Source organism: Nocardia sp. NPDC047038, from assembly GCF_040644075.1.
GTDB lineage: Bacteria > Actinomycetota > Actinomycetes > Mycobacteriales > Mycobacteriaceae > Nocardia > Nocardia sichangensis.
This window is the reverse complement of sequence record NZ_JBEYVQ010000033.1, coordinates 1-22,331: the sequence shown is the minus strand read 5'-3', so window position 1 is coordinate 22,331 and position 22,331 is coordinate 1. Positions and strand designations below refer to the sequence as shown.

At 64.1% G+C, this 22,331-nt stretch carries 20 protein-coding genes; 16 read left to right on the top strand and 4 right to left on the bottom strand.

Annotated elements, in window-relative coordinates; genetic code table 11:
• Positions 1–423: 423 nt before the first annotated feature.
• Positions 424–957, bottom strand: coding sequence for a hypothetical protein (locus ABZ824_RS39090; RefSeq protein ID WP_356969914.1), 534 nt, complete (start codon positions 955–957; stop codon positions 424–426).
• Positions 958–1,041: 84 nt separating this feature from the next.
• Positions 1,042–1,371, bottom strand: coding sequence for a hypothetical protein (locus ABZ824_RS39085; protein ID WP_356969912.1), 330 nt, complete (start codon positions 1,369–1,371; stop codon positions 1,042–1,044).
• A gap of 553 nt (positions 1,372–1,924) precedes the next feature.
• Here ABZ824_RS39085 and ABZ824_RS39080 point away from each other — a divergent pair.
• The 4 genes from ABZ824_RS39080 to ABZ824_RS39065 are packed head-to-tail and all read left to right on the top strand — an operon-like array spanning position 1,925 to position 6,535.
• On the top strand, positions 1,925–4,093 hold the full coding sequence (locus ABZ824_RS39080; RefSeq protein WP_356969910.1) for a CoA transferase: 2,169 nt from the start codon (positions 1,925–1,927) through the stop codon (positions 4,091–4,093).
• The gene (locus tag ABZ824_RS39075) at positions 4,093–5,277 is read left to right on the top strand and encodes a thiolase family protein (protein WP_356969908.1); all 1,185 of its coding nucleotides are present in this window, start codon (positions 4,093–4,095) and stop codon (positions 5,275–5,277) included. Before ABZ824_RS39080 ends, ABZ824_RS39075 begins: the two co-directional genes overlap by 1 nt.
• Complete coding sequence (locus ABZ824_RS39070) at positions 5,274–5,723, top strand: OB-fold domain-containing protein (protein ID WP_356969907.1); 450 nt, start codon at positions 5,274–5,276, stop codon at positions 5,721–5,723. Before ABZ824_RS39075 ends, ABZ824_RS39070 begins: the two co-directional genes overlap by 4 nt.
• Positions 5,720–6,535 carry a glucose 1-dehydrogenase gene (locus ABZ824_RS39065; protein ID WP_356969905.1) on the top strand — a complete coding sequence of 272 codons (816 nt, stop codon included), beginning with the start codon at positions 5,720–5,722 and terminating at the stop codon, positions 6,533–6,535. The genes ABZ824_RS39070 and ABZ824_RS39065 overlap by 4 nt, the downstream gene beginning before the upstream one ends.
• Before the next feature lie 76 nt (positions 6,536–6,611).
• Here the strand turns inward: ABZ824_RS39065 and ABZ824_RS39060 are convergent, their stop codons facing one another.
• Positions 6,612–7,802 (bottom strand): IS110 family transposase, encoded by a 1,191-nt coding sequence (locus ABZ824_RS39060; RefSeq protein WP_356969903.1) that lies wholly within the window; start codon positions 7,800–7,802, stop codon positions 6,612–6,614.
• 239 nt (positions 7,803–8,041) lie between these two features.
• Between ABZ824_RS39060 and ABZ824_RS39055 the strand changes: the two genes are divergently transcribed.
• Genes ABZ824_RS39055 through ABZ824_RS39035 form a run of 5 tightly spaced genes read left to right on the top strand, consistent with a single transcriptional unit; the run spans position 8,042 to position 14,183 of the window.
• On the top strand, positions 8,042–9,520 hold the full coding sequence (locus ABZ824_RS39055) for an aldehyde dehydrogenase family protein (protein WP_356969901.1): 1,479 nt from the start codon (positions 8,042–8,044) through the stop codon (positions 9,518–9,520).
• Positions 9,517–11,034: an AMP-binding protein gene (locus tag ABZ824_RS39050; RefSeq protein ID WP_356969899.1), complete on the top strand. Its 1,518-nt coding sequence runs from the start codon at positions 9,517–9,519 to the stop codon at positions 11,032–11,034. The genes ABZ824_RS39055 and ABZ824_RS39050 overlap by 4 nt, the downstream gene beginning before the upstream one ends.
• A gap of 13 nt (positions 11,035–11,047) precedes the next feature.
• Entirely contained in the window at positions 11,048–11,836 is a 789-nt protein-coding gene (locus ABZ824_RS39045) for an enoyl-CoA hydratase-related protein (RefSeq protein WP_356969897.1), read from the top strand.
• A 47-nt stretch (positions 11,837–11,883) separates the two neighbouring features.
• Positions 11,884–12,903, top strand: a complete 1,020-nt coding sequence (locus tag ABZ824_RS39040; protein WP_356969895.1) for an NAD(P)-dependent oxidoreductase — start codon at positions 11,884–11,886, stop codon at positions 12,901–12,903.
• Positions 12,900–14,183 (top strand): acetyl-CoA hydrolase/transferase C-terminal domain-containing protein, encoded by a 1,284-nt coding sequence (locus ABZ824_RS39035; protein ID WP_356969893.1) that lies wholly within the window; start codon positions 12,900–12,902, stop codon positions 14,181–14,183. The genes ABZ824_RS39040 and ABZ824_RS39035 overlap by 4 nt, the downstream gene beginning before the upstream one ends.
• A gap of 8 nt (positions 14,184–14,191) precedes the next feature.
• Here ABZ824_RS39035 and ABZ824_RS39030 read toward each other — a convergent pair whose 3' ends face one another.
• Positions 14,192–14,962, bottom strand: coding sequence for a helix-turn-helix domain-containing protein (locus ABZ824_RS39030; protein ID WP_356969890.1), 771 nt, complete (start codon positions 14,960–14,962; stop codon positions 14,192–14,194).
• A gap of 67 nt (positions 14,963–15,029) precedes the next feature.
• Here ABZ824_RS39030 and ABZ824_RS39025 point away from each other — a divergent pair, with 67 nt between their 5' ends.
• From ABZ824_RS39025 to ABZ824_RS38995, 7 genes are all read left to right on the top strand, one after another.
• On the top strand, positions 15,030–15,788 hold the full coding sequence (locus tag ABZ824_RS39025; RefSeq protein WP_356969888.1) for an N-acyl homoserine lactonase family protein: 759 nt from the start codon (positions 15,030–15,032) through the stop codon (positions 15,786–15,788).
• Between the two features lie 88 nt (positions 15,789–15,876).
• Positions 15,877–16,659 carry an ABC transporter ATP-binding protein gene (locus ABZ824_RS39020; protein ID WP_356969886.1) on the top strand — a complete coding sequence of 261 codons (783 nt, stop codon included), beginning with the start codon at positions 15,877–15,879 and terminating at the stop codon, positions 16,657–16,659.
• 5 nt (positions 16,660–16,664) lie between these two features.
• On the top strand, positions 16,665–17,510 hold the full coding sequence (locus ABZ824_RS39015) for an ABC transporter permease (protein ID WP_356969884.1): 846 nt from the start codon (positions 16,665–16,667) through the stop codon (positions 17,508–17,510).
• Positions 17,511–17,549: 39 nt separating this feature from the next.
• Positions 17,550–18,668, top strand: a complete 1,119-nt coding sequence (locus ABZ824_RS39010; RefSeq protein WP_356969882.1) for an ABC transporter substrate-binding protein — start codon at positions 17,550–17,552, stop codon at positions 18,666–18,668.
• A gap of 61 nt (positions 18,669–18,729) precedes the next feature.
• Complete coding sequence (locus ABZ824_RS39005) at positions 18,730–19,503, top strand: N-acyl homoserine lactonase family protein (protein WP_356969880.1); 774 nt, start codon at positions 18,730–18,732, stop codon at positions 19,501–19,503.
• Positions 19,500–20,627 (top strand): Gfo/Idh/MocA family oxidoreductase, encoded by a 1,128-nt coding sequence (locus ABZ824_RS39000; protein WP_356969878.1) that lies wholly within the window; start codon positions 19,500–19,502, stop codon positions 20,625–20,627. The genes ABZ824_RS39005 and ABZ824_RS39000 overlap by 4 nt, the downstream gene beginning before the upstream one ends.
• 472 nt (positions 20,628–21,099) lie before the next feature.
• Positions 21,100–21,828 (top strand): hypothetical protein, encoded by a 729-nt coding sequence (locus tag ABZ824_RS38995; protein ID WP_356969876.1) that lies wholly within the window; start codon positions 21,100–21,102, stop codon positions 21,826–21,828.
• The last annotated feature ends 503 nt before the right edge of the window (positions 21,829–22,331 follow it).

Genomic DNA, 22,331 nt, shown 5'->3' with positions numbered 1-22,331 from the left:
GGTTCCTAGACAGCTCCACTTCACAACCGGAGGCCTTCACCTGTCAGCCGGACTCACCACAATGAGTAGACCGGACAACCTCCCTGGACATCACAACTAGCCCGACAGACTGGGAGGCAAGGCAACACAGCTGCGGTGGATGACGGTGGGCATCGGCTGGCGGTGCCGATGGCCACGGTGATCACTAGGAATTCCCCCCATACCGCTCAGTTCTTCGGCATGACAGCGTTTGTCACGGTGGGGTCGATACAAGGTGGTGTCGACCCCACCACTCAAGCGTTGACAAACCGGCAAGGGGTACAAGCTGGGCAGGTTCATTTCCGCGTCGGAGGCAAAGGCGCCCTCCGGTCCTAGTCTAGGCGAGTGCTCAACCTCTCGGGTGCGGTGACGTCGGGATGCGCTCGACGCGGCCCTTCTCGTCGATCACCGCCTCCCGCCACGCCTTCGGGGCCACATCCTCGAGCGGGGCAGGGTGTATGTGTCGTAGAAGCGGACCCTGCCGTCGATGCTCGGGTATCGTTGCAGCAGCTCCGTCGCGACCATGTCCGGCTGGTAGGCGGTGTTGTGGCATCGGAAATTCAGCGCGGCCGGCAACGCCGGCGGCATCCGCCGGTAGTGGTTGGAGTACGAGCTGCACAGCACGGTGCGTACCCGCGCCTGGAAGACCTGATTGTTGGCATTCGCCTGTTTCACCAGCTGCTGCAGTGTGTCTCCCCGGCCACCGGATACAGGGGCCTCGCGCACGATGTCATCGGATGGTCGAGGGCTGCTTCGGTGAGGCGGAACAGGATGCCCTCGTTGCCGCGGACCCGTTTCAGGTTCTTGGTCAGCTCCTTTTCCTCCCGCCGGTCCGTGCGTGTGCCGATCTTGTGGACCAGTTTCGATCAGCAGATCCACCAACGCATCGGTGATTTCCGCCGCCCGGACCCAGCACAACACCGCCAGCAGCGTCAGCATGGTCGGTCCCGGCATATCCCGCAGATCCGACGGAAATGCCGCGCCGCCCACGCCCGCCAGGCATCGACCAGTTTCTCACTCGCGTCAGCGAACAAGTCCGCGGGCAGCTCGACCGCCCGCACCGCGCCAGCTTGTCCGCCTCCCGCGACAGCGTCTTGAGACTGTCTTTCCTGGTTCGGACTTCCACTCCGCCAATAGATTGCGGCCGCTGGCCAACGGTGCGGAGCCGACCGCGATCAGATCATTCGACAGCATACTCAGCCGTGAGACGGTTCGTTCGCAGAACTGCTCCTCGAAAATCGAGCGCGCCGCACCGATCAGCCGGTCGATCCGGCCCGGCGTCGTCGGTTCGATCCTCTCGGCAAGACAGCGCGCCAACAACGCCTCACGCAGTTGCTCGTCGCGCAGCTCCACCGGGCACACCTCGGCCGCCGGCCAACCGGTGGGCTTGTCTTTGTCACCGACGCTGAACTGACGGAAGCCATACACCGCACGGATCTGCTCACGGCGATACTTCGGACCGGACCGACCAAGGGATACGCGGCGAACTCGGCGGGATCGACCTTCGGCTGTTCGGCCATATAGGACACCACCGAGGCGGGAACTCTTCTGGACCGCGAGGATACCGAGCCTCCAGTTCGAAGGATTTCAGGCAAAGCCCGAAACTTAGCCGTGTAGCCCCGAACTTGTTTCCTACCCGCTTCCAGTCGTTCCCGGTCAGCGTCCACGACCCGAGCAGATCCTCGGTCGACCACTCCTGACGCACGCCCGGTCACGCTAGACCAAACCCGCTGCCGCCGAGGCTACTTTGCACTGGGGCGGAATCGGGGGCTGCGACGCGATCTCGTTCCCCAGGTCGGGCTATCGGGCGACATTAAGGCCTGTCGTGCCTATGGACCGTCGCTGTGATCTCAGATACACTTCTTTTGCGCACGAAATGTGCGCATAACGCACATGGAGGTGGTGCATGGCGGCAGAAGTTTGCAAGCCGCTTGCCGGGATGTTGGTGGTCGAGGCCGGTGATCGGCCCGCTGTCAGTGCATGCGGATCGCTCCTGCGCGATCTCGGGGCCCGCGTTGTGGTGGCCGAGGATGAGTCCAGCGCGACTGCCGCGACTCGTCCTGTACGCCTTGCCGGCAAGGAGAGCGTCCGCGCGACAGCGATGGCGATCGAGCAGTTGCTCGACGTGGCCGACGTCGCTATCACGAGTTCGGATACCACCGCGACTGTCGCCTTCCCCGAGCGCCGCGCCACGCAGGTGCGCTGTGACATCACCGCGTTCGGCGGGTCCGGCCCGCTCAGCGGTATCGCAGCTAGCGAAGCCCTTGTGCAGGCATGGGCGGGCACGGCGGAGGTGACTGGCCGCCGTGACGGTCCCCCGCTGGTGACTCCCGCGCCGCTGCTGGAAATGGAGGCAGGTGCGTACGCCGCTGCCGCAGTCCTCGCCGCAATTCGCGTGCTTCGTCGGCATGGCATTGGGCAGGAGATTGATATCGCCCTCTACGACGTCGGCGTCAATGCGTTGGCGGCGTTCCTGCCCCTGGCTTTCGCGGGACGCGAGGCCAGCCGCGATGGCAACCGGCATGCGATCCTCGCTCCCTGGAACAGTTACCCGACTCGGGATGGCTGGGTTATGGTGTGCGCTCCGACCGACGACCAGTGGCGCCGGTTGTGCGATGTGGTCGGCAAGCCCGGGGCTGCCGAGTCACTCGATCTTGCGACCTCTGGTGGCCGCCTCGAACACCTCGAGCAGATCGACCTTATCGTCAGCGCGTGGACTCGGGACCGCACCGTCGCCAAGTGCTTGGATGCACTGGCAGCGGCCGGGATCCCAAGCGGACCGATTATCGATATAAATGACCTCGAGCACGAGCCCAACCTGCGACACCGAGGCACGGTGGTCCGTGCCACCGACCCGCAAAACTCTGTCGGGGTCCTGGTACCGGGACCTCTTCTCGGGGAACGGGTTCAGGTCGCACCCGTGATCCCGTCGTTCGGGGCGACCAAACGACTTGCAGAGAGGAATCGAGCACCGCGACGCGGAACGGTTGACAGGACGATCACTTTCGGTGGATTTCCCCTCGCGGGCATTCGCGTGATCGAGATCGGTATGAACACGGTCGCACCTCTTGCAGGTCGCCAGCTCGGCGCACTCGGAGCCGACGTGATTAAGATCGAGCCTCCTACCGGCGACGTCAACCGGTCCAACGCCCCTTTTCGGCAGGATGCTGGCACCTACATTTTCGCCGTTAGCAACACCGACAAGCGCGGCATAGTCCTCAACTTGCGTGATCCTGAGGATGCCCGCACACTTCACGCTCTGTTGTCGACTGCAGACGTGCTGATCGAGAATCTCAAACCGGGCTCCTTGGACCGCCTCGGCTTCTCCGCCGAGAACCTGCGGCGTGAGCATCCAGGACTTGTCTACTGCTCTATGACCGGATTCGGACATGACTCGGTGTACAAGGGTAGGCCGGCGCTCGACACCGTCGTCCAGGCCATGTCAGGAATGATGGCGGCGACCCGGCAGGACGGCATGCCGACCAAAGCGGGGATCTCGGTCGCCGACCAGCTCGGTGGCCAGCTCGGCCTGGTTGCCGTTCTCGGTGCGCTTCTCGCCCACGACGCTGATGGCTCCGGAGCTCGGCTGGACATCGCGATGCAAGACGCAACGGTGTGGGCGGGCCAGCATATCTGGAACGGCGCCTCCCCCGAGCCGTGCGAGATCATCGGCGCCGCCGACGGTTACGTGGCCGTTGTCGGGCTGGATCGGGCTCACATTGCGGCGCTGCTTGGTGTCCGGGAAGACGAACTCGGCGCAACGACACGCGCTCTCACGAGGGACGAGTTCATCGCCGCAGTTGACCCCACATTGACCCGGATCGCTCCTGTGCGGACTGTCGTCGAAGTGATCGAAGCCGACCAGACTGCGGCACGAGGACTGCTGGTGTCCCGCCCGACGATCGACGGCGACGCGTGGACAGTCCTCGAGTCGCCGCTTCGCCTTGCCGCCACTCCTGCGCGGGTGCGAACCGCGATGCCACGGCTCGGCGTCATCGACATCGCACTTCACGCCGAGCTGACAGCGGCGCACGCCACCTCGGCCGAGCGCGCTGGTATGAGGGCAGGTACCTGATGCCCGACTACCAGCGTCTGTCACTGCTTCGCGACGCCACCGCTGTAGTCGGCGTCGGTGACACCGACTACTATCGGGACAACGTCGCTGTCCGCGCCGGTGCGCCACCCACAGACTCTTACGGGTACGCTGCCAGCGCTCTGCGTGTGGCACTGGACGATTCTGGACTGCGGCTCTCCGACATCGACGGCCTGATCGCGGGGCCGCCGCTGGCCGTCGAACGCCTCGGCGAGGTGCTCGGCCTTGATACGTGCTGGGCCGATCACGCAGACGCGGCGAGCGCCGTAGTCAAGGCCGCAATGGCTCTGCATGCAGGGCTCGCTGAGTGTGTAGCCCTGGTCTATGGAAACGACCAGCGTGCCGCCGGGACCAAGTATGGCGGGCCGTCGGCGGTAAGCACGGATAAGCACCTGGCTTACCGCTATTTCGCCCCGTGGGGGCTGACATCACAGGGAGCCCTCTACGCGCTGATGGCGAACGCGTACATGGCCAATCATGGCCTGTCCGAAGCCGAACTCGGCGGCTACGTTGTGGCGCAGCGACAGTATGCCCAGCTCAACCCCAATGCAGTGCTGCAGCGGCCTCTCAGTCTCCAGGACTATCTGGCGGCGCCCACGATCTGCGACCCACTGCGAAGGCACGACTACTGCCTGATCAACGACGGAGGCGTCGCGCTCATCATGACGACAACCGAGCGCGCGGCGACGCTGGATGCGAGACCGGTCATCGTGCGCGGGATAGGGCGCAGTGACCAGAACGCACGCTCGACCAGCCTCGCTCCGAGGCTGCTGGACTTCTATCTGCCGTCGCATCGGCAGGCGGCGTCACAGGTGTACGAGATGGCTGGCATTGGCCCCCAAGACGTCGGCGTCGTCCAAATCTACGACAGCTTCAGCATTCATGTTCCGGTGGCTCTCGATGGATTCGGGTTCTGCCCGCCCGGAGATCCGGGGGCACTTGTCCGCGAAGGCGCCCTCGGACCTGGTAGACGGCTGGCAGTCAATACCTCTGGCGGTCATCTCGCCGAAAGCTATATGCAGGGCTGGAATCTGCATGTCGAGGCGGTCCGGCAGACACGTGGCGATGCTGGCGACCGCCAGGTGCCCGATGCCCGACACACGCAGTTCATTTCCGACGTTGCGGGCAAGACGATGAGCATCGTGTACGCGGGAGCAACGGCATGACCGCATCGGCGCGTCCACCCCGCGTGCCGGGATGCTACGAGGATAAGCTTTGGGAGTTCGTGGCAGAGGGCGAGTTGCGGCTCCCGGAGGACCCGGTCACCGGGGAACTAATATTTCCGCCCGCAGCGGTCGCCCCGAGGACACTCGAACCCCCCGTTCGGTGGCTGCAATTGTCCGGAGCGGGAGAACTCGTGGCATGGACGGTCTTCCGGCGGGCGTACTTTCCCATGATTCCAATTCCTTACACGGTTGTCGTAGTTCGCAGCGCAGAGGGACCCATGTTCGCGGGACATCTCGGCGGTGACCAGAGCGCCCGACTCCGGCACGGCATGCCGATGCGTCTCGTCTTCGAATACGCCGACCTGGAAGCGCAGCCGACGCAGATCTTCAACTGGGTCCCTGTCTCGGGCCCTCTCGAAACACCACACGATCTAGGAGAACAATGACCACCGCCGCACCCAACCAGTCCACGGAAACCCACTTGCTGACGCGGGGACGAGATTTCGGCGTCGTCGGCCGAGTAGTGATCATCACCGGTGGTGGCCAGGGGATCGGCCGCGAGTACGCGCGGCAGTTCGGCGCCGCGGGCGCAATTCCCGTGATCGCCGAGATCAACCAGGAAGCAGGCGAAAGCGTCGCCGCCGAGATCAACGCGGCGGGGGGCGCGGCGTGCTCCGTCCAGGTCGACGTCTCCGACGCAGACTCGGTGGCGAAACTCGTCGAGCACACCATAGCCAAGTTCGGTCGGATCGATGTGTTGGTGAACAACGCCGCGATTTTCTCCAGCCTCACCATGCGGCCCTTCGATGAGATTCCGATCGACGAGTGGCGCGCCGTCCTCGATGTCAACGTTACGGGGACCTTCCTGTGCGCCCGCGCGGTCGCCCCTGCCATGCGCCAGGCACGCTGGGGGCGGATCATCAACATCGCCTCGGGCGCCGTCCCACTCGGCGTACCGAACTACCTCCACTACGTGGCATCGAAGGCAGCGGTGGCCGGCTTGACCAACTCGCTGGCGCGCGAGCTCGGACCTTCGGGAATCACAGTTAACGCGGTGCAGCCGGGCGGGACATTCCATGAGGTCCCTCGGGAGACGGTCACCGAGGCGGGCAAGGCGCGATTGATCGAGAACCAGTGCATTCCGCGGGAGGAGATTCCGACCGATCTGGCTGGAATGGTCATCTTCCTCTGCTCGCCCGCCGCTGAGTTCGTGACCGGCCAGACGCTGGTCGTCGATGGCGGCCTCACCCACAAATAGCCGCTCACAAGACCACCAGGAGATTCTCAATGAAGTTGTCAATCCCGCCGGGCCGGTGTGAGGGTTCGTGATGGAATCAGGTTGCAGGTGCGGCCTGGTAGGTCTTGTGCTCTCGGAGCATGGCCCACAGGACGTTGAGTCGTCGCCGGGCCAGGGCGAGCACGGCCTGGATGTGGCGTTTGCCTTCGGCTTTCTTGCGGCTGTAGTAGGAGTGGGAGACTGGGTCGTGCCGGGCGGCGACCAGCGCGGCCAGGTAGCAGGCCCGCAGCAGGCGGCGGTCGTAGCGGCGGGGCCGTTTCAGGTTGCCGCTGATCTGCCCGGAATCACGAGGCACCGGTGCCAGCCCGGCAACACCAGCGAGCCGGTCGGCGGTGCCGAATACGGTCATGTCGCCGCCGGTGGCGGCGAGGAATTCCGCGCCCAGCAGTATCCCGAAGCCGGGCATACTCACGATGATCGGGGCGTGGCGGTGGCGGCGAAATCGCTGCTCGATCAACGTTTCGGTGTCACCGATCTCGTCGTCGAGCCGCATCACCTCCTTCGCCAGCCGCGCGACCATCGCCGCGGCGATCTGCTGACCGGGCACCAGCGTGTGTTGCGCTCCGGCGGCGGCCAGCGCGGTCGCAGCGACCGCGGAGGCGTTGCGGGCCTTGCGGGCTCGCAGCCAGGTCGTCAGCGTCCCGAGGTCGAGGGCGCGCAGCCCGTCGGGGGTGTTGTGGTCGGTGAGCAGGATCAACGCCGCCTTGGACTTGCTGTAGTCGAAGGCGCGTTCCAGAGCCGGGAAATACTCGACCAGGGTGGCGCGCAGCCGGTTGATCGCCCGGGTCCGGTCACACGACAGGTCGGTGCGGTGCGCGGTGAGGATGCGCAGCTCGACCGCGATCTCGTCACCCGCGCGCAGCGGTTGCAGATCACGCCGCATGCGCGCTTGGTCGGCGATGATCGCGGCGTCCTTGGCATCGGATTTTCCGCTGCCGCGATAGCCGGCCGCAGCGTGATGCACGACCCGGCCAGGGATGTAGAGCAGCTGCTGCTCGCGTGCGAGCAGCAGGGTGATCAGCAAGGCCGCGCCGCCGTGGTTCAGATCGATTGCCCAGATCAGCTCACCGCCGTCGGCCAGCGCCACGACCTGGTTGATCAGCCCGGTCAACTCGGTCTCGTCGTTGCCGATCCGCCGCGACAGACGCCGTTTGCCGTCGGTATCGATCACCACGCAGTGATGCGCAGTCTTGCCAGCATCGATGCCCGCCCAAAGCTGTTGGGGCACACGCACCTCCATCACGTTCACACCGGATACCCAAGGGTCCGACGACCACGCTGTCGTGTCCTTACACAGCGATCGGATCGCGTCTCTCAATCAGCAGTCGGGCCGTCGTGGAACGGCGGGCGGCCAATCTCCTGCGGCCATGAACCTCAGCAAACACATGAAAGCCATACCCGCCGTTCCCGGGTGATTCAACCCGCCGGCTGCGGGCCCAACCACCAACAGAAAAGGTAAGGACGCATATGACCCATACGATGACGCCGCGAACCCACGGCTTCGGCCTTTGGATCGAAGGGCAGCCCCGTCCTGCCTCCTCGGCGGCTACCTTCGACCGGATCAATCCTTATGACGGCTCGATCGCCGGGACGTATGCCAACGCTGATGTTGTGGACGCTGAATCGGCGATCCGGGTTGCCCGTGCTGCCTTCGACACCGGGGTTTGGCCGCGGAGCACCAGTCGCGCCCGACACGAAGTGTTGTTGAGGGTTGCCCGGCTGGTCGAGGAACACGCGACCGAGATGGCGACGCTGATGGTTATGGAGTCCGGCAAGCCGATTAGCCTCGCCCGCGGTGAGGTGGTCGGCGCGGTGCGGACACTCGAGTACTACGCCGGGCTGGCGCTGAGCGACGAAGGCGCGGCCGTTACCGATCGGAACCACTCGGCACTCGGCCTGGTGATCAAGGAGCCAGTCGGAGTGGCCGGGCTGATCACTGCTTGGAACTTTCCACTGCTCGGCCTGGTCAACAAGGCGGCACCGGCGCTGGCTGCCGGATGCACTGTAGTGGCGAAGCCCTCGCCGCTGTGCTCCGGTCCGTCGGTGCTGTTCGCCGAACTGTTGAGCCGGGCCGGTCTTCCGGACGGCGTCTTCAATCTGCTGACGTCCGATATCGAGGGTGGGGCAGTCGTCGGTGCGCACTTGGCGGCATCAGACCTGGTTGACAAGATCGCCTTCACTGGCTCGACGGGCAGCGGCCGTGCGGTCTTCGCCGCCTCTGCGGGAAACGTCAAACGAGTCTCGCTCGAGCTCGGTGGTAAGTCGGCGAACATCGTCTTCGCCGACGCAGACCTCGATGAAGCTGCCTCCACTGCGATCACAGCTTTCTGCTTCAACAGCGGCCAGCAATGCTCGGCTGGCTCGAGGTTGCTCGTCCAGCGTGAGATCTACGAAGACTTCGTTGAGATGGTGGTGGAGCAGGCTGCCAAGCAGCGGCTCGGTGACCCCTCGCTCGAGGAAACCACGATGGGTCCACTGATTTCCCCCACGCAATACGACCGCGTCGCAGGTTACATCGAGGCGGGATTCGAGGAGGGCCGGCTGGTCTATGGCGGGCTGAGCGCACCGGTCCCGCCGGATGGCGTTGGACGGTTTGTACCGCCGACCGTGTTCGCGGACATCGACAATGCTTCTCGGCTCGCGCAGGAGGAGGTCTTCGGCCCGGTGCTGGCAGTGATCTGCTTCGAAGACGAGCGCGATGCGGTGAGGATCGCCAACGACACGCGGTATGGCCTCGCTGGTGGTGTATGGACATCTGACGTGAGCCGGGCATTCCGGGTCGCGAAGGCGCTCCGAACTGGCAAGGTTTTTGTCAACGCCTACAACACCGCTGGCATCGACGACATGCCGCACGGTGGCTACAAGCAGAGCGGATTCGGTCGGGAGTTCGGCCGTGCCGGTCTCGACGAGTTCGTCGAGTTGAAGACGGTGCAAGTAAAGCTATGAACATTGCGGAATGGCTGAGAGCGGCGGCCCGGGACCGAGGCGGGGCCGTCGCGGTGCTCGATGGTACGGATCCTTTGTGGACGTATGAGGAGCTACTGGATCGGTGCCGCGATGCCGCTGCCGTGCTTCGCGGCCAGTTCGACATCCGCCCTGGCGATCGCATCGTCTTGTGTGCGCGCAATCAACCCGACTACCTAGTTGCGATGCTCGCCGTGTGGTGGGTAGGTGCCGTGGTGGTGCCGATAAATGTCAAGCTCCACCACCGTGAGATAGCCAGCATCATCGCGAACTTCGAGGCCGCGCTGCTACTGGTCGACGAGGACTTCCAGGCAGGGCAGGTCCGTAACCAGACGTCGGTCGAGGGACTGCGGGATCTCGCCACCGGCGATGTCGAGACTGTTGACGATGGACCAGAACCACGTGCCGACACCGATCTTGCCTGGATATTCTGTACCTCAGGAACCACCGGGCCGCCCAAAGGTGCCATGCTCACCCATGGCAACCTGTGTGCGACATCGATGAGCTATCTCGCCGATGTTTCGAGCGTGGATCCCGACCGACACTACATCTACGCCGCGCCGATGTCCCACGGGGCTGGTCTGTACGCACCGATCCACGTCTTCGCGGGTGCCCGGCATGTCTTCCCGCGCTCGCGGCGGTTCGACAGCGTCGAGGTGCTCAGCCTCGCCGCGATACTCGGCAGCGTGTCGCTGTTCGCTGCACCGACCATGGTGCGCCGAATGGTGCGGGCCGCGCGCGAGCACCGCGGGCTCGGATCCGGCCTCCACACTGTCGTCTACGGCGGCGGACCGATGTACCTCAGCGACATCCACCAGGCGCTGCAGACCTTTGGACCGTGCCTCGTTCAGATATATGGACAGGGTGAGAGCCCGATGACAATCTGTGCGCTACGCAAGGAGCAGCACGTCCACTCTGACCCGCAGACGCTGGACGGCCGGTTGTCCTCGGTCGGTACACCACATGCCGTCGTGTCGGTGCGGGTCGTCGACGAGGCCGGTCGTCCGTTGGCGACGGGACAGACCGGAGAGATTGAGGTTTGCGGCCCGACTGTGATGGTCGGCTACTGGAACGACCCTCAGTCCACCGAACGCGTGCTGCGCGACGGATGGTTGCGCACGGGTGATCTCGGCTCCTTCGACGATGCCGGCTACCTGATTCTGCGAGGGCGATCGAAGGACGTCATCATCACCGGCGGTTCCAACGTTTATCCCCGCGAGGTCGAGGATGTGCTGCTGCGGCACCCGGGGGTGGACGAGGCCGCTGTAGTGGGATTGCCCGACGACGAGTGGGGTGAGGTCGTCGTCGCCGTGGTGACGGCAACCGAGGGATCGGTGCTAGAGCCTGCGGAACTCGACTCCCACTGCCTCGAGGAGCTTGCGCGCTTCAAACGTCCGCGGCGCTACGTGCTGCGGTCCGATCTCCCGAAGAACGCCTACGGGAAGGTCCTCAAGACGGCCTTGGTGGAAGAGCTGACCGCATCTCCAACTGACTGAACGGAGAAATTCCATGACCTACGAAGACATCTGCTACGACGTTGACCAACGCGTCGCAACTATCACTTTCAACCGGCCGCACCGGCTCAACGCATTCACGGCACAGACCTACCTCGAGGTGACCGACGCCGTGAACCGCGCGGCATGGGACCGCGAGATCGGAGTGATCGTCCTGACCGGGGCCGGTAACCGCGCGTTTGGCGTCGGTGGGGATTCCGCTGTAAGCAAGGGCGACCGCGTCGGCGCCGGCCTGGGCATCGTCGGCAACGGCGTGGAGTTCCTGCAGACGGCCATCCGGGATGCCCCGAAGCCGGTCATCGCCAAGGTGCGAGGCTACGCGATCGGCAGCGCGAACGTGCTCGTGACCTTGTGCGACCTCGCTATCGCCAGCGAGACTGCGGTCTTCGGGCAGGCCGGGCCGAAAATGGGGTCGGTGGACCCAGGTTTCGGTACCGCACTCCTAGCGCGAGTCGTCGGGGAGAAAAAGGCGCGCGAGATTTGGTACCTGTGCCGCAAGTATTCCGCTCGCGAGGCCCTCGAGATGGGTCTGGTCAACGCCGTTGTGGCCGACGACGAGCTGGACGAGGAGGTGAGCAGCTGGTGCGCGGAAATCAACGCCAAAAGTCCTACCGCGCTCGCGCTCGCTAAGCGTTCCTTCAATGCCGACACGGAGAACATCCGCGGTATCGGGCAGCTCGCTTTCCAGGGATTGGCGCTGTATCTGCGCACCGACGAGTCCCGGGAGGGCGGCGACGCACTGCGTGAAAAGCGCACTGCGGATTTCCGGGCGGCTATGCCGTGAAGCACACGTCGACCCGGGACGTTGTCAGTTTCGTCGACAACGACCATGTGCTCAATCTCGCCATGGCACTGCTCCAAGGCCGCGACGCCACAACCGTTAGGGCATTCGAAGACTTTCTCCGCCCGGAGCTGCTCGACGTTGACGCGGTCTTCGACACCCCACCTGTTGACGGCGTAGATCTGGTGGGTCCGCCGACGACCTACGGCGATGTGGGAATCCCGCCGCTGGACACCACGGTCCTGGTGGTTCGGCGAACACCGGTGACGGCTGAGCTGATGGCCGGGCTACCGCTGCTGCGCCACGTGCAGAAACTGGGCGATCGGGCCGACACAGTGGACCTGGTGTGGGCGGCGGCGAACGGCATCACCGTCGAGTGCGTTCCGCGACCATCTTTGGAGGCGACCGCTGAGCATACGGTGCTACTAATGCTCGCTTTGGTGCATGGTCTGCGCGCCGCCGATCGGGCGGCGCGGACACCGAGCGATGCAGGGAGTACCGAGCCAGGCTACAACTGGGCCGGGCTCGCGGAATTCGGCACGCTGCAGGGTCGGACGGTTGGCCTGATCGGGCTCGGCGAGGTCGGCGTTCGCGTCGCCCGCCGCCTCTGCGCCCTCGGCGCGCAGGTCCACTACTGGTCACGTACCCGGCACAGCCCGGAGGTCGAGAGGCAGCTTGGCGTCACCTGGCGCAACCGAAACCAGCTATTGGCCGAATCGGACCTGATCTCGCTTCATGTACCCGGTACGCCGGCGAACAGGGCACTGGTCGACAGCGACTTCCTCCGTCGCATGCGCCCTGACGCGTACCTTGTCAACGTAGCGCGCGGGTCATTGATCGACGAGGCCGCCCTGGTCCGTGCGCTTCGCGAACGTCGCATACGGGGTGCGGCCCTCGACGTCCACGCGAAGGAACCGCGCCCACCGTCCGACCCGATGCTCGCGATGGAGGATGTCATCCTCACTCCCCACATCGCGGGCGGTCTGCGGTCCCACACACTCGCCGAGATCCGGACTGTGGCACAGGGCGTCATACGGTCGCTCAATAGCGTCCGAGAAGGCAGATCATGAGCGTTGATTATCGCCTTCCATACGCCTCCGAGATCGACCTCACCGAATGGATCCGAAAAGGAGACCTCGTAACTTGGGGCCAGGGTGCCGCCGAACCGGTCTCACTCGTGGAGCGGCTTCTCGAGCAGCGCCACGCCATTGGTGAATTTCGCGTACTGCTCGGAACCAGCTACGCGGGCCTCGTGACTCCGGATCACGCCGACGTCATCAGCTTCACAGGCTTCGGCGCCGTCGGTAGAAGCGCCCAGCGGCTGGCTGCCCAGCGCCGGCTCGGAGTGATACCCGTGAACCTCTCTGAGGTACCGCGACTGTTGCGCAACGGCAGAGTTCGCGTCGACGTCCTGGTGCTACAGGTAAGCAACAACGGCGGCAAAGACTACAGACTCGGAGCCGTAAATGGCTACGTGCACGAGGCGATCGCACAGGCACGAACAGTTATTGCGGAGGTCAATACAAACGCTCCCTGGCCCACCTCTTCCACCGTGCTGCCAGCCGACGCGTTCTCTCTCATGGTGCAGTCGAGCCGGCCGCTCGTCGAGGTCCACGAGCGGGAACCGACGCCGGAGGACCGCGAGATCGCCCGCCGTGTCGCGCAGCACATCGGCGACGGCGCCACCTTGCAACTCGGTATCGGCGGCGTGCCAGCTGCAGTGGCGACGCTTCTCGCAGACCGAAAGCACCTCGGCTTGCACTCCGGGGTGATAGGCGACAGTGTGCTAAAGCTGCTGCGTAGCGGTGCCATCGACAACAGTCGAAAGATCCACGATCACGGCGTCAGCGTCACCGGTCTGCTTGCAGGAACCTCCGACCTGTACGATTTCGCCGACCACAATCCGACGCTGCGGATCGAGCCCGTCACATACACGCACGACCCGGCGGTGCTGGCATCGATACCGTCGTTCACGGCGATCAACTCCGCCCTCGAGGTCGACCTCACCGGGCAGGTGGGCGCCGAAGTCGCTCACGGCAGCTACATAGGAACGATCGGCGGGCAGGCCGACTTCGCTCGTGGCGCGCTCGCCAGCCCCGGCGGCTGCTCGATCATCGGCCTACCGGCCAGGACACGACGTACCCAGGAGCCGAGGATCGTGCCACTGCTGCGCTCAGGGGTTGTATCCACACCACGGTCGGAGGCGGACGTGGTGGTGACCGAGTACGGGGCCGCTCATCTTCGGGGAGCCACCCTCGAACAGCGGGTGGAGCGGATGATTGCCATCGCACATCCGGAGGATCGGTCACGTCTACGCGAGGAGGCAACGCGGTTGGTCGGCACCCATTAACCCGACGCTCAGGGCAGCGTCCGGCCGATCGCCCGGACATTGCGCGCCAGTTTGGCCGCAATGTCGGAGTCCGGCGCGAGGATCGACTGGGGCTCAGGACACGAGATACCGATGGCGGCCACCGGTTTCCCATCCGGAGCCACGATCGCCGCTGCGAGTCCCACCACACCCGGAATCGCTTCACCGCGGCTGATGGCGACGCCATCGTTGGCCTGGGTCTCGGCGAGGATCTCCTTGACGGACGCGTGGCGGTCAGTGCCGATCGCGGCGTCCACCTCGCTTTCGTCGAGGACGGCCAGGATGCTGCGACCGGTGGCAGTGCGCTCCAGGGGAAACAAATCGCCGGAACTAATGACTAGGTCCAGCGGCGCCGTAGGCGTCCAGATCCGCTCGACCACGGCCGATACGTCACCGACCGCAATCGAGAGGTTCACCGTGATTGGCGAGTCCACGAGCTCCCTCATCTGCAAGTCCAACATGTACGGCAGCGCCAGGCGACGTACCAACAGCGACTCGGTGTAGCGGGTCGCCATCAACACCGTTTGCGGACCAAGTCGATAGCTTCCGTTGATCTCCACCACCGCGTCATGGCACTTGAGCGTTTTGAGGAGGCGGTGGGTGACAGTGCGGTCGAGGCAGCCGCGCTTTGCCACTTCCTGCACGGTCAAAGGCTCCGACGAGTGGCCGAGGACGTCGAGTACCGCGAAGGCCCGGTCGACCGACTGCACACCGGAGCGGCGGGTCTGCTGTCGGTTCTCGTCGTTCTCGATGGTCGTCACGACTTACCTCCCAAGCTAGTAGGGCACAATGCGTGCGCAATACGCGCATTGTACCTATGCTCGCGCAATGATCCTTCACATTCTCGATGGCGGGGCCATTGAAATTCGCGACTGGTCGGCGTTCGACCCGGCAGCGCCGCCCGGTCGCCCACGCTTGCTGTCCGATCCATGCTTTCTCATCGTTCATGAGAACGGCGTACTGCTGTGGGACGCAGGCCTGCCCGATTCCGCGCGCAACAGACCCAACGGCATGCCAGTTGGCGAGCATGCAGTCTTCCATGTCAAGCGTGCACTAAGGGAGGAACTCGCCGATCTGGGATTCGCACCTGACGATGTGGATTTGGTCGGGCTCTCGCACCTGCACCGCGACCATGTGGGCAATCTTGCACTGTTCAGTAGCGCCACCTTGCTGGTGCAAGACGACGAGCTGAGCGTGGCGACGGGCCCGCGCGCCAATGCGATGGGCTACGACCCGCAGGCATGCATCGCTGCCGTGGCGATGAAGAAGGTGCAATTGCTTGGAGACCATGACGTGTTCGGTGACGGCAGCGTGGTGGTCCTGCGGCTTCCGGGACACACGATAGGCAGCCAAGCCCTCCTGGTACGTCTGCCGGAGACCGGGCCAGTGCTGCTCTCGGGCGACCTGGCGCACTCGCGGGCGAATTGGCGGTCGCGGGCGGTTCCGGCGCTCAATCTGGATGCTGAACGGACCGTGACGAGCCTCGAGGCGGCCGACCGGCTCGCGGCGTCCGAAGGCGCCCAGATCTGGGTCCAGCACGACCGCGCGCAGATGGAGGCACTGAGCCGGATGGCCCCATTTTGTTGAACCACTTGACAGTGACATGCATCACCGACCACGATAGGTGGCAAATAGGGCACAAAATGTGCGTATTGCGCACCATAGAGGATGAAATGTGATCGAGTACGACGACGTCTCGAAGGTCTTCTTCAAGGGCGACACCAGAGTCCATGCGCTGCAGGACATCAGACTGTCGATTGGCTCCGGCGAGCTCATCGCGATCGTCGGCCCGAGCGGTTGCGGCAAGTCGACCTTGCTCAACCTGACTGCTGGCCTGATGGAACCCGGGCTGGGTGAGGTGCGCTACGACGCAGAGAGGGTGTCCGGCGTGAACACCAGGGTCAGCTATGTCACCCAGAAGGACAACCTGCTGCCATGGAGGACCGTCGAAGGCAACATCCGGTTGCCGCTGGAGTTGCGCCGCGGCGCACCGCTCGGCCGGCCGGAGATCCGCGAACGCATCGCGGCGTCGCTGAAGCTGGTCGGGCTCAAAGGGTTCGAGCGCCACTATCCCTCCGAGCTGTCCGGTGGGATGCGAAAGCGGGCGCAATTGGCTCAGGCGCTTGTCTGCGAGCCGGAGACGCTGTTGATGGATGAACCGTTCGGCGCGCTCGATGCGCAGCTGAAGTTGGTGCTCCAAGCAGAGCTGCTCAAGGCGTGGGAGGGCTCGGGCAAGACCCTTGTATTCGTCACCCATGACTTGGCTGAAGCGATCTCGATCGCCGACCGGGTGGTGGTGATGTCGGCTCGACCTGGCCGGATCAAGACACTGCAGCGAATCGATATCCCCCGCCCGCGGGACGTCTTCTCGATCCGGTTCACCGCCGATTTCGGGCGGTATTTCGAGTCCCTGTGGGACGCCCTCCGCGACGATGTCGTGCAACTGGAACGAGGCTGACTGAAATGAGGACCACCGAGACTGCTGTCGCGGCAACGAAATCCGCTTCCGACAACCTTTTTGTCGTCGATCCGAGCATCCGCCGTCGACGCCGCGCGAACATAGTGGTCGCCGGATCGCGGGTGGTGATCATCATTCTGACTCTCGGGCTCTGGGAACTCGGCAGTGGTCGGATAATCGACAAATTCTGGATTTCCAGCCCGACCGCCATCGCCACCTCCATGCAGCAATTCTGGGCCGACGGCCTGCTTTGGCCCGCCATTGTAGCGACTCTTACCGAGACTGCGCTCGGCTTCGGGTTAGGCGCCATCACCGGCATCCTGGTCGGCTTAGTGTTCGGTGTCAGCCCACTTATAGCGCGGATACTGGACCCGTTTCTGGTTGGTGTCAACTCGATACCGCGGGTTGCGCTGATCCCGCTGTTCATCCTCTGGTTCGGGATCGGGATCGAGACCAAAGTGCTCTTCGCTGCGGCGCTAGTGTTCTTCCCGGTCTTCATAAACACCTTTGCCGGCGCGCGCGACGTCGACAGGGACCTCATCGACGTTATCAGGGTGATGGGGGCATCGCATAAGGAAGCCGTACGCAAGGTGTTGGTGCCCTCGGCACTCGTGTGGGTCTTCGCAGGGCTGAAAATGTCGATCCCGTTCGCGTTGATCGGCGCCGTCATCGCCGAGATGTTCGCCGGGGACGACGGCTTGGGCTACCTCATCTCGGTCTCGGCCAACCAATACGACACCGCCGGTTCGTTCGGCGCGATCTTCGTGACGACGCTACTGGGTCTCGGGCTTACGTACTTGGTCTCGCTCATCGAAGCGAAAGCGTTGCGCTGGCGGAACGTCGACCACTGAATCATCCATACCACGCCTCAACGCACTCAAGGAATTGCCGTGCAACCCATCGCTCAACTCACGACGTTCAACCCTACTCGCCGGTCCTTCCTCGGCATGCTCGGCATCGCCGGCATGGCCGTTGCCGCCTCACCAGTCATCACAGCGTGTAGCAACGATGGCGGAGGCTCGAGCAGCGGACGATACCGGATCGTCCAGCCGTCCAAGGACCCGTTAGTCGTCTGGGCCGTCTCCTACCTTGCTGAGGACGAGGGGTACTACAAGGATGAGGGTCTCGAGGTAGAGCGAGTTCTGCTGCTCGGAGGACCTGCGGCCTTGACCGGCCTGCTCTCCGGCGCGGGGGACGCGCTGAGCGCGACTCCTGGCGAGACGATCTCGGCATTCGCCAAGGGACAGGACCTCAAGATCGTGATGGGACACTCCAACAACATGCCGAGCTCACTGGTGATCTCCGCGACCGCCGCGGACCGTGCCGGCGTTACCGGGTCGAGCCCGCTCGACGAGCGAAGAACTGCTCTGGCTAGGATCGGCAACCTCCGCCTCGGTATCACCGCACCTGGCAGTCAGACCGACGCCTACAGCCGAATGGCCCTTCGCCAGGCCGGTATCGATGCCGGCGCCCCCAAGATCGTCCCGCTCCAAACCGCGTCCAATTGCCTTGCGGCACTTGGGAATGGTGACATCGACGGCTACGTGGGTGTCCCACCAGCCGGAGAGACAGCCATGGCGGCAAGCGGTGCGGTACTTCTGCTCACTGCACAGGCCGGCGAGATCGCAAAAGCTGACGAACTGCAGGGTATGACGTTGGTCGTCAGAGGGGTAGACCTCGAGAAGAGGCGCGACACCTACGCCGCTGCTACACGAGCAGAGGTAAAAGCCATGCGGGCTCTCAACGACGACTTCGCCGCCGCGGGAAAGCTGCTGCGACGGACTCGATTCGGTTCGCTCGATGCCGTTGTGTGGGACTACGCCTGGAGTCGGCTCCGCCCATCGTTCCAATCTCCGATCGTCACTGAGCATGCGCTCAGCGCCTGGGTCCGCAACGGCCTCATCGATGGTGGCAAGGTCGGCGAGGGCGACGTCGTCTACAACGATCTGATCGATATGAGGCTCACGAATGACGCAATGAGAGAAGTGGGATTCGTCACCACCCGCTGACTCCTCGTGCACCTACTGACACGCGCTAGGGGAGCTTGGCGCACAACAAAGGAAGGACCACATGTCTTCAGATACCCAGATACACATCCTCGACGGCGGAACCATCGAGATACTCGACTGGTCGATCTACGATCCTGCCGCTCCGCCGCACAGTCGCCGAACGCTGTCGGTTCCTGTCTATCTCGTTGTCCATGACGGTCGCACCCTCGTGTGGGACACCGGTCTTGGCGACAGATTGGCCGGCGCAGACCCGATGCTCGTCGCCGACCACGCCCTTTTCACTGTCGCGGAGCCTCTCGCGAAGCAGCTCCGGGCCGCCGGATACCCAGCGGACGAGATCGAACTGCTGGCGCTGTCCCACTTCCATCCTGACCACGTCGGCAACGTCGGCCTCTTCACCCGATCGACGCTCGTTTCGCAGAGTGACGAGTACGATGTCGCATTCGGCCCCGACGCGAGGGACCATGGCTACGTCCCCGACGACTACGCCGTAATCGGTGACCTGCCCACCAAGCTCCTGGACGGAGATGAAGATGTGTTCGGCGACGGCGCAGTCGTGATCAAGCGGCTGCCCGGCCACACCGTCGGCAGCCAATCGCTGCTGGTGCGATTGCCCGAGCGCGGATCCGTGTTGATCTCTGGCGATCTCGTGCACTCGATGGAGAACTGGGAGAATCGGGTGGTACCGCCAGTACTGAACTATCTCCCCGAAGAATCAGCACGCAGCTTGGAAGCGGCGGCCGCCCTGCTGCATGAGGAGAGTGCGGATCTCTGGGTGCAGCACGACCACCCGCAATATCTGGCTCTACGAGCTGAATCGAGGATCTTCCAATGAGTGCGGATCTCGGAGTAGCCGTCGTTGGCATAGGCGCCGATCAGTGGAGCGGCGCGGCACACCTTCCTGCGCTAGCGGCGACAGAGGGTGTGCGCCTGGCCAGATTGGTCACCTCATCTCCCGAGTCGGCGGCGCGCGCGGAGGAGGCATACGGTGTCCCTGCTTCAGCGTCGCTCGAAGACGCGCTTGCAGATCCGGCCGTGCAACTGGTGACGGTTACCGTCCGGGTCTCGAGGCACCGCAAGATCGCAGAGACCGCGATCCGTGCCGGAAAACATCTCTACTGCGAGTGGCCGCTTGGCGCCGATCTTGCGGAAACTCAGGCGCTCGCTGATCTCTCAGCACAGCACCCGGAGCAGATCCATGTGGTGGGACTGCAGGGCCGTTTAGCGCCCGAAATATGTTCGGCCTCCTCCGCTATCGCCGCTGGCCGACTCGGGCGGCCGCTCCGAGCGAACTTGCAGGTCTTCCTGCCACAGGGCCTCGTGCCCCGGCCCAGACACCGCGCCCACCTCCGGCACCGGTCCGCCGCGGCGGACGTTCTCAGCATTCAAGGCGGACACAGCCTCGACATGATGGTGGCGCTGCTCGGTGAGCCAGGACCAGTCCACCACGCCGTGCTGTGGGCTGCCGTAGGCTACTTCACTGTCCTCGAGACGGGCGAGCGGCTGGCGCGCGACGCACCCGACAATCTTGTGGCGCAGCTCGAGATTGGCGGTATCCCAGTGACCGTACAGCTGTCGCAGACATCGACCAGGTCGGGATCCAGCATCGAAATTCTCGGAACACGAGCGTCCCTGCTCGTGACCGCACAAGATCAACCGCAGTTCAGCGCTCTTCGCGCCGTTATCACCGACCTCGACGGCACTAGTCAGGAGCTACAGCCCCTCGACGATGTCGCTGGCGTCGAATTGCCCCGCGATCATGCGGGATTCAACGTCGCGATCGCATACCGCAACATCCTCGACGCCATTGCGGGCCGAGTACCCCATGATGCCGTACCCACGCTCGCCCGGGCCGTCACCTTGCATCAACTCCTCGACTCGATTGAAAAGCTTGCTGAACGTGCGGCGACGCCATCAGCACGATCGTCCGCACCGGATTCGGCCGTACTCGCTCTGTGACGCGGAAGCGGCATTCGTATCGAGGCAGCAGGCGGTAGAGAAAGACCGCCACCCTACAACGAAGTTAAGGGCGGACCGCGTTCCGCAAGCCCAAAGTTACGCACTACCGCTGAAGAACGCCGCTTACCGTGACTCTTCGGTCGACTGGAAGCCTGGAACTGGTGGCTTCGACAATGCGGTCGCACTTGACAAGCCGCACGGCGATCGGTTAAAGCACGGGACAGGATCTGACGGAGGCGTGATCGATGACCAGACCGCCGGCGGTGGACCCCACGCAGATCGTCCGAGGTTGCGCCAGGGTTGCAGACCGAGTTTACCGCCGTTGGCCACAAAGTTCGCGACGATGCATGACACCACGATCGGCGTGGACCGATGAGGTCTCGTATCAGGGTACGCGGCACACGGTCCACGAGTAGACCCGCCAGCGCGATCCGCACCCCGGCGTTGGGCGTACTCGGCACGCTCAACCTCAATGAGAAAGAAGCCGAGAGGAAAGAAAACAAAGATGAGGAAAATCGTAACGGTAGCCGCAGGCTTGGTTATCACACTCGGTATCTCGTCCGGCTCGGCCAGCGCGCAGGCCGACGATAGTGCTGTCGCCTTCACAGCCAGCGCCACTAGCAGCCAGTCTATCGTCCAGACCGATGCCGGTTCAATGGTCGTCGAAGAAGGCATGTTCGAAATAAAGTCCGGCGATGGCATCACGCTCGCGGGTATGCCACTGGCGTTTCGGGTCGACGACTTCGAATTCCCAATCGTCGCCGATATCGCCGGTCGCACAGCGATACTGACGCCGCAGTTCGACTTGACACACGCGATTTACAAGCCGGTCGCGCTCCCGTTCGAGGACAAGGCACCGTGGAAAACCGAGTACGACCGTGAGCAGGCTGCCTGGACCCGGATGACCAGCACCATCGCGATGGGTGCCACACTAGGCACCCTGATCGGCGGCCTCGGCGGTGCCGCCGCCGGCTGTGTCCTGGGTGGCATCGCCGGCGCGACGGTCGCAGCGGCCGCGATCGTGGGCCTGTTCGGCGCCTTCATTCCGGCCGCGGTAATCGGCTGCCTAGGCGGCATCATCGCGGTCGGCGCCGTCGGGGCCGTCGCGGGCCAGCTGTCAGTGACCGCCCCGGTTGCGATCAGTGCGGTTATTCAGTATTTCGCCACCATCTCCGAACCGCTCATAGCACCGACGAATTAGGTAGTGGGGACGGTCTTGGGGGTGTTCGTTGAGGGAAGGACACCGAAACTGCGGAAAATATGCACACTTTTCGTGTACCTGGCTTCACCATAAACGTTCTCCGTGTCGAGGCTGGTCCTCGGATATCTTCCCGTGGCATGAAATGCACAGCGATTGCGAGCAATAGTCAAGGTCTGTGGATCCAGGGTGGCTCAGTTTGCTCGCAGCCGGGCGAGGGCTGCGAAGTCCTCGTCGCTGAGCGCTCGGAATGACTCGACGCGCCGGAGGAACGCACGGCCGGGATGATGTGCAGAGACCCAGCTACGGTAGGCGTCTGTGATCTCGTCGTCGACCCAGGCGAACGGGCGTCCGGCCGCCCAGGCGACCAGGGCCCGGGTCTTCCAGCACAGCCCGAACCATCAATCCTTATGTCTCATGCTCGGAGGAGGGCTCTGGCCAGCTCACGACCGGCAGCTGTGGCAACCCGATCCGTGGCACGATCTCGGCGTTGGCCTCGTTTTCCC

What these genes read in the sequence shown, in the direction of transcription:
- ABZ824_RS39090 (WP_356969914.1), bottom strand. Translation starts at nt 957, where the DNA reads ATGCTGACGCTGCTGGCGGTGTTGTGCTGGGTCCGGGCGGCGGAAATC.
- ABZ824_RS39080 (WP_356969910.1), top strand. Translation starts at nt 1,925, where the DNA reads ATGGCGGCAGAAGTTTGCAAGCCGCTTGCCGGGATGTTGGTGGTCGAG.
- ABZ824_RS39075 (WP_356969908.1), top strand. Translation starts at nt 4,093, where the DNA reads ATGCCCGACTACCAGCGTCTGTCACTGCTTCGCGACGCCACCGCTGTA.
- ABZ824_RS39070 (WP_356969907.1), top strand. Translation starts at nt 5,274, where the DNA reads ATGACCGCATCGGCGCGTCCACCCCGCGTGCCGGGATGCTACGAGGAT.
- ABZ824_RS39065 (WP_356969905.1), top strand. Translation starts at nt 5,720, where the DNA reads ATGACCACCGCCGCACCCAACCAGTCCACGGAAACCCACTTGCTGACG.
- ABZ824_RS39055 (WP_356969901.1), top strand. Translation starts at nt 8,042, where the DNA reads ATGACCCATACGATGACGCCGCGAACCCACGGCTTCGGCCTTTGGATC.
- ABZ824_RS39050 (WP_356969899.1), top strand. Translation starts at nt 9,517, where the DNA reads ATGAACATTGCGGAATGGCTGAGAGCGGCGGCCCGGGACCGAGGCGGG.
- ABZ824_RS39045 (WP_356969897.1), top strand. Translation starts at nt 11,048, where the DNA reads ATGACCTACGAAGACATCTGCTACGACGTTGACCAACGCGTCGCAACT.
- ABZ824_RS39035 (WP_356969893.1), top strand. Translation starts at nt 12,900, where the DNA reads ATGAGCGTTGATTATCGCCTTCCATACGCCTCCGAGATCGACCTCACC.
- ABZ824_RS39025 (WP_356969888.1), top strand. Translation starts at nt 15,030, where the DNA reads ATGATCCTTCACATTCTCGATGGCGGGGCCATTGAAATTCGCGACTGG.
- ABZ824_RS39015 (WP_356969884.1), top strand. Translation starts at nt 16,665, where the DNA reads ATGAGGACCACCGAGACTGCTGTCGCGGCAACGAAATCCGCTTCCGAC.
- ABZ824_RS39005 (WP_356969880.1), top strand. Translation starts at nt 18,730, where the DNA reads ATGTCTTCAGATACCCAGATACACATCCTCGACGGCGGAACCATCGAG.
- ABZ824_RS39000 (WP_356969878.1), top strand. Translation starts at nt 19,500, where the DNA reads ATGAGTGCGGATCTCGGAGTAGCCGTCGTTGGCATAGGCGCCGATCAG.
- ABZ824_RS38995 (WP_356969876.1), top strand. Translation starts at nt 21,100, where the DNA reads ATGAGAAAGAAGCCGAGAGGAAAGAAAACAAAGATGAGGAAAATCGTA.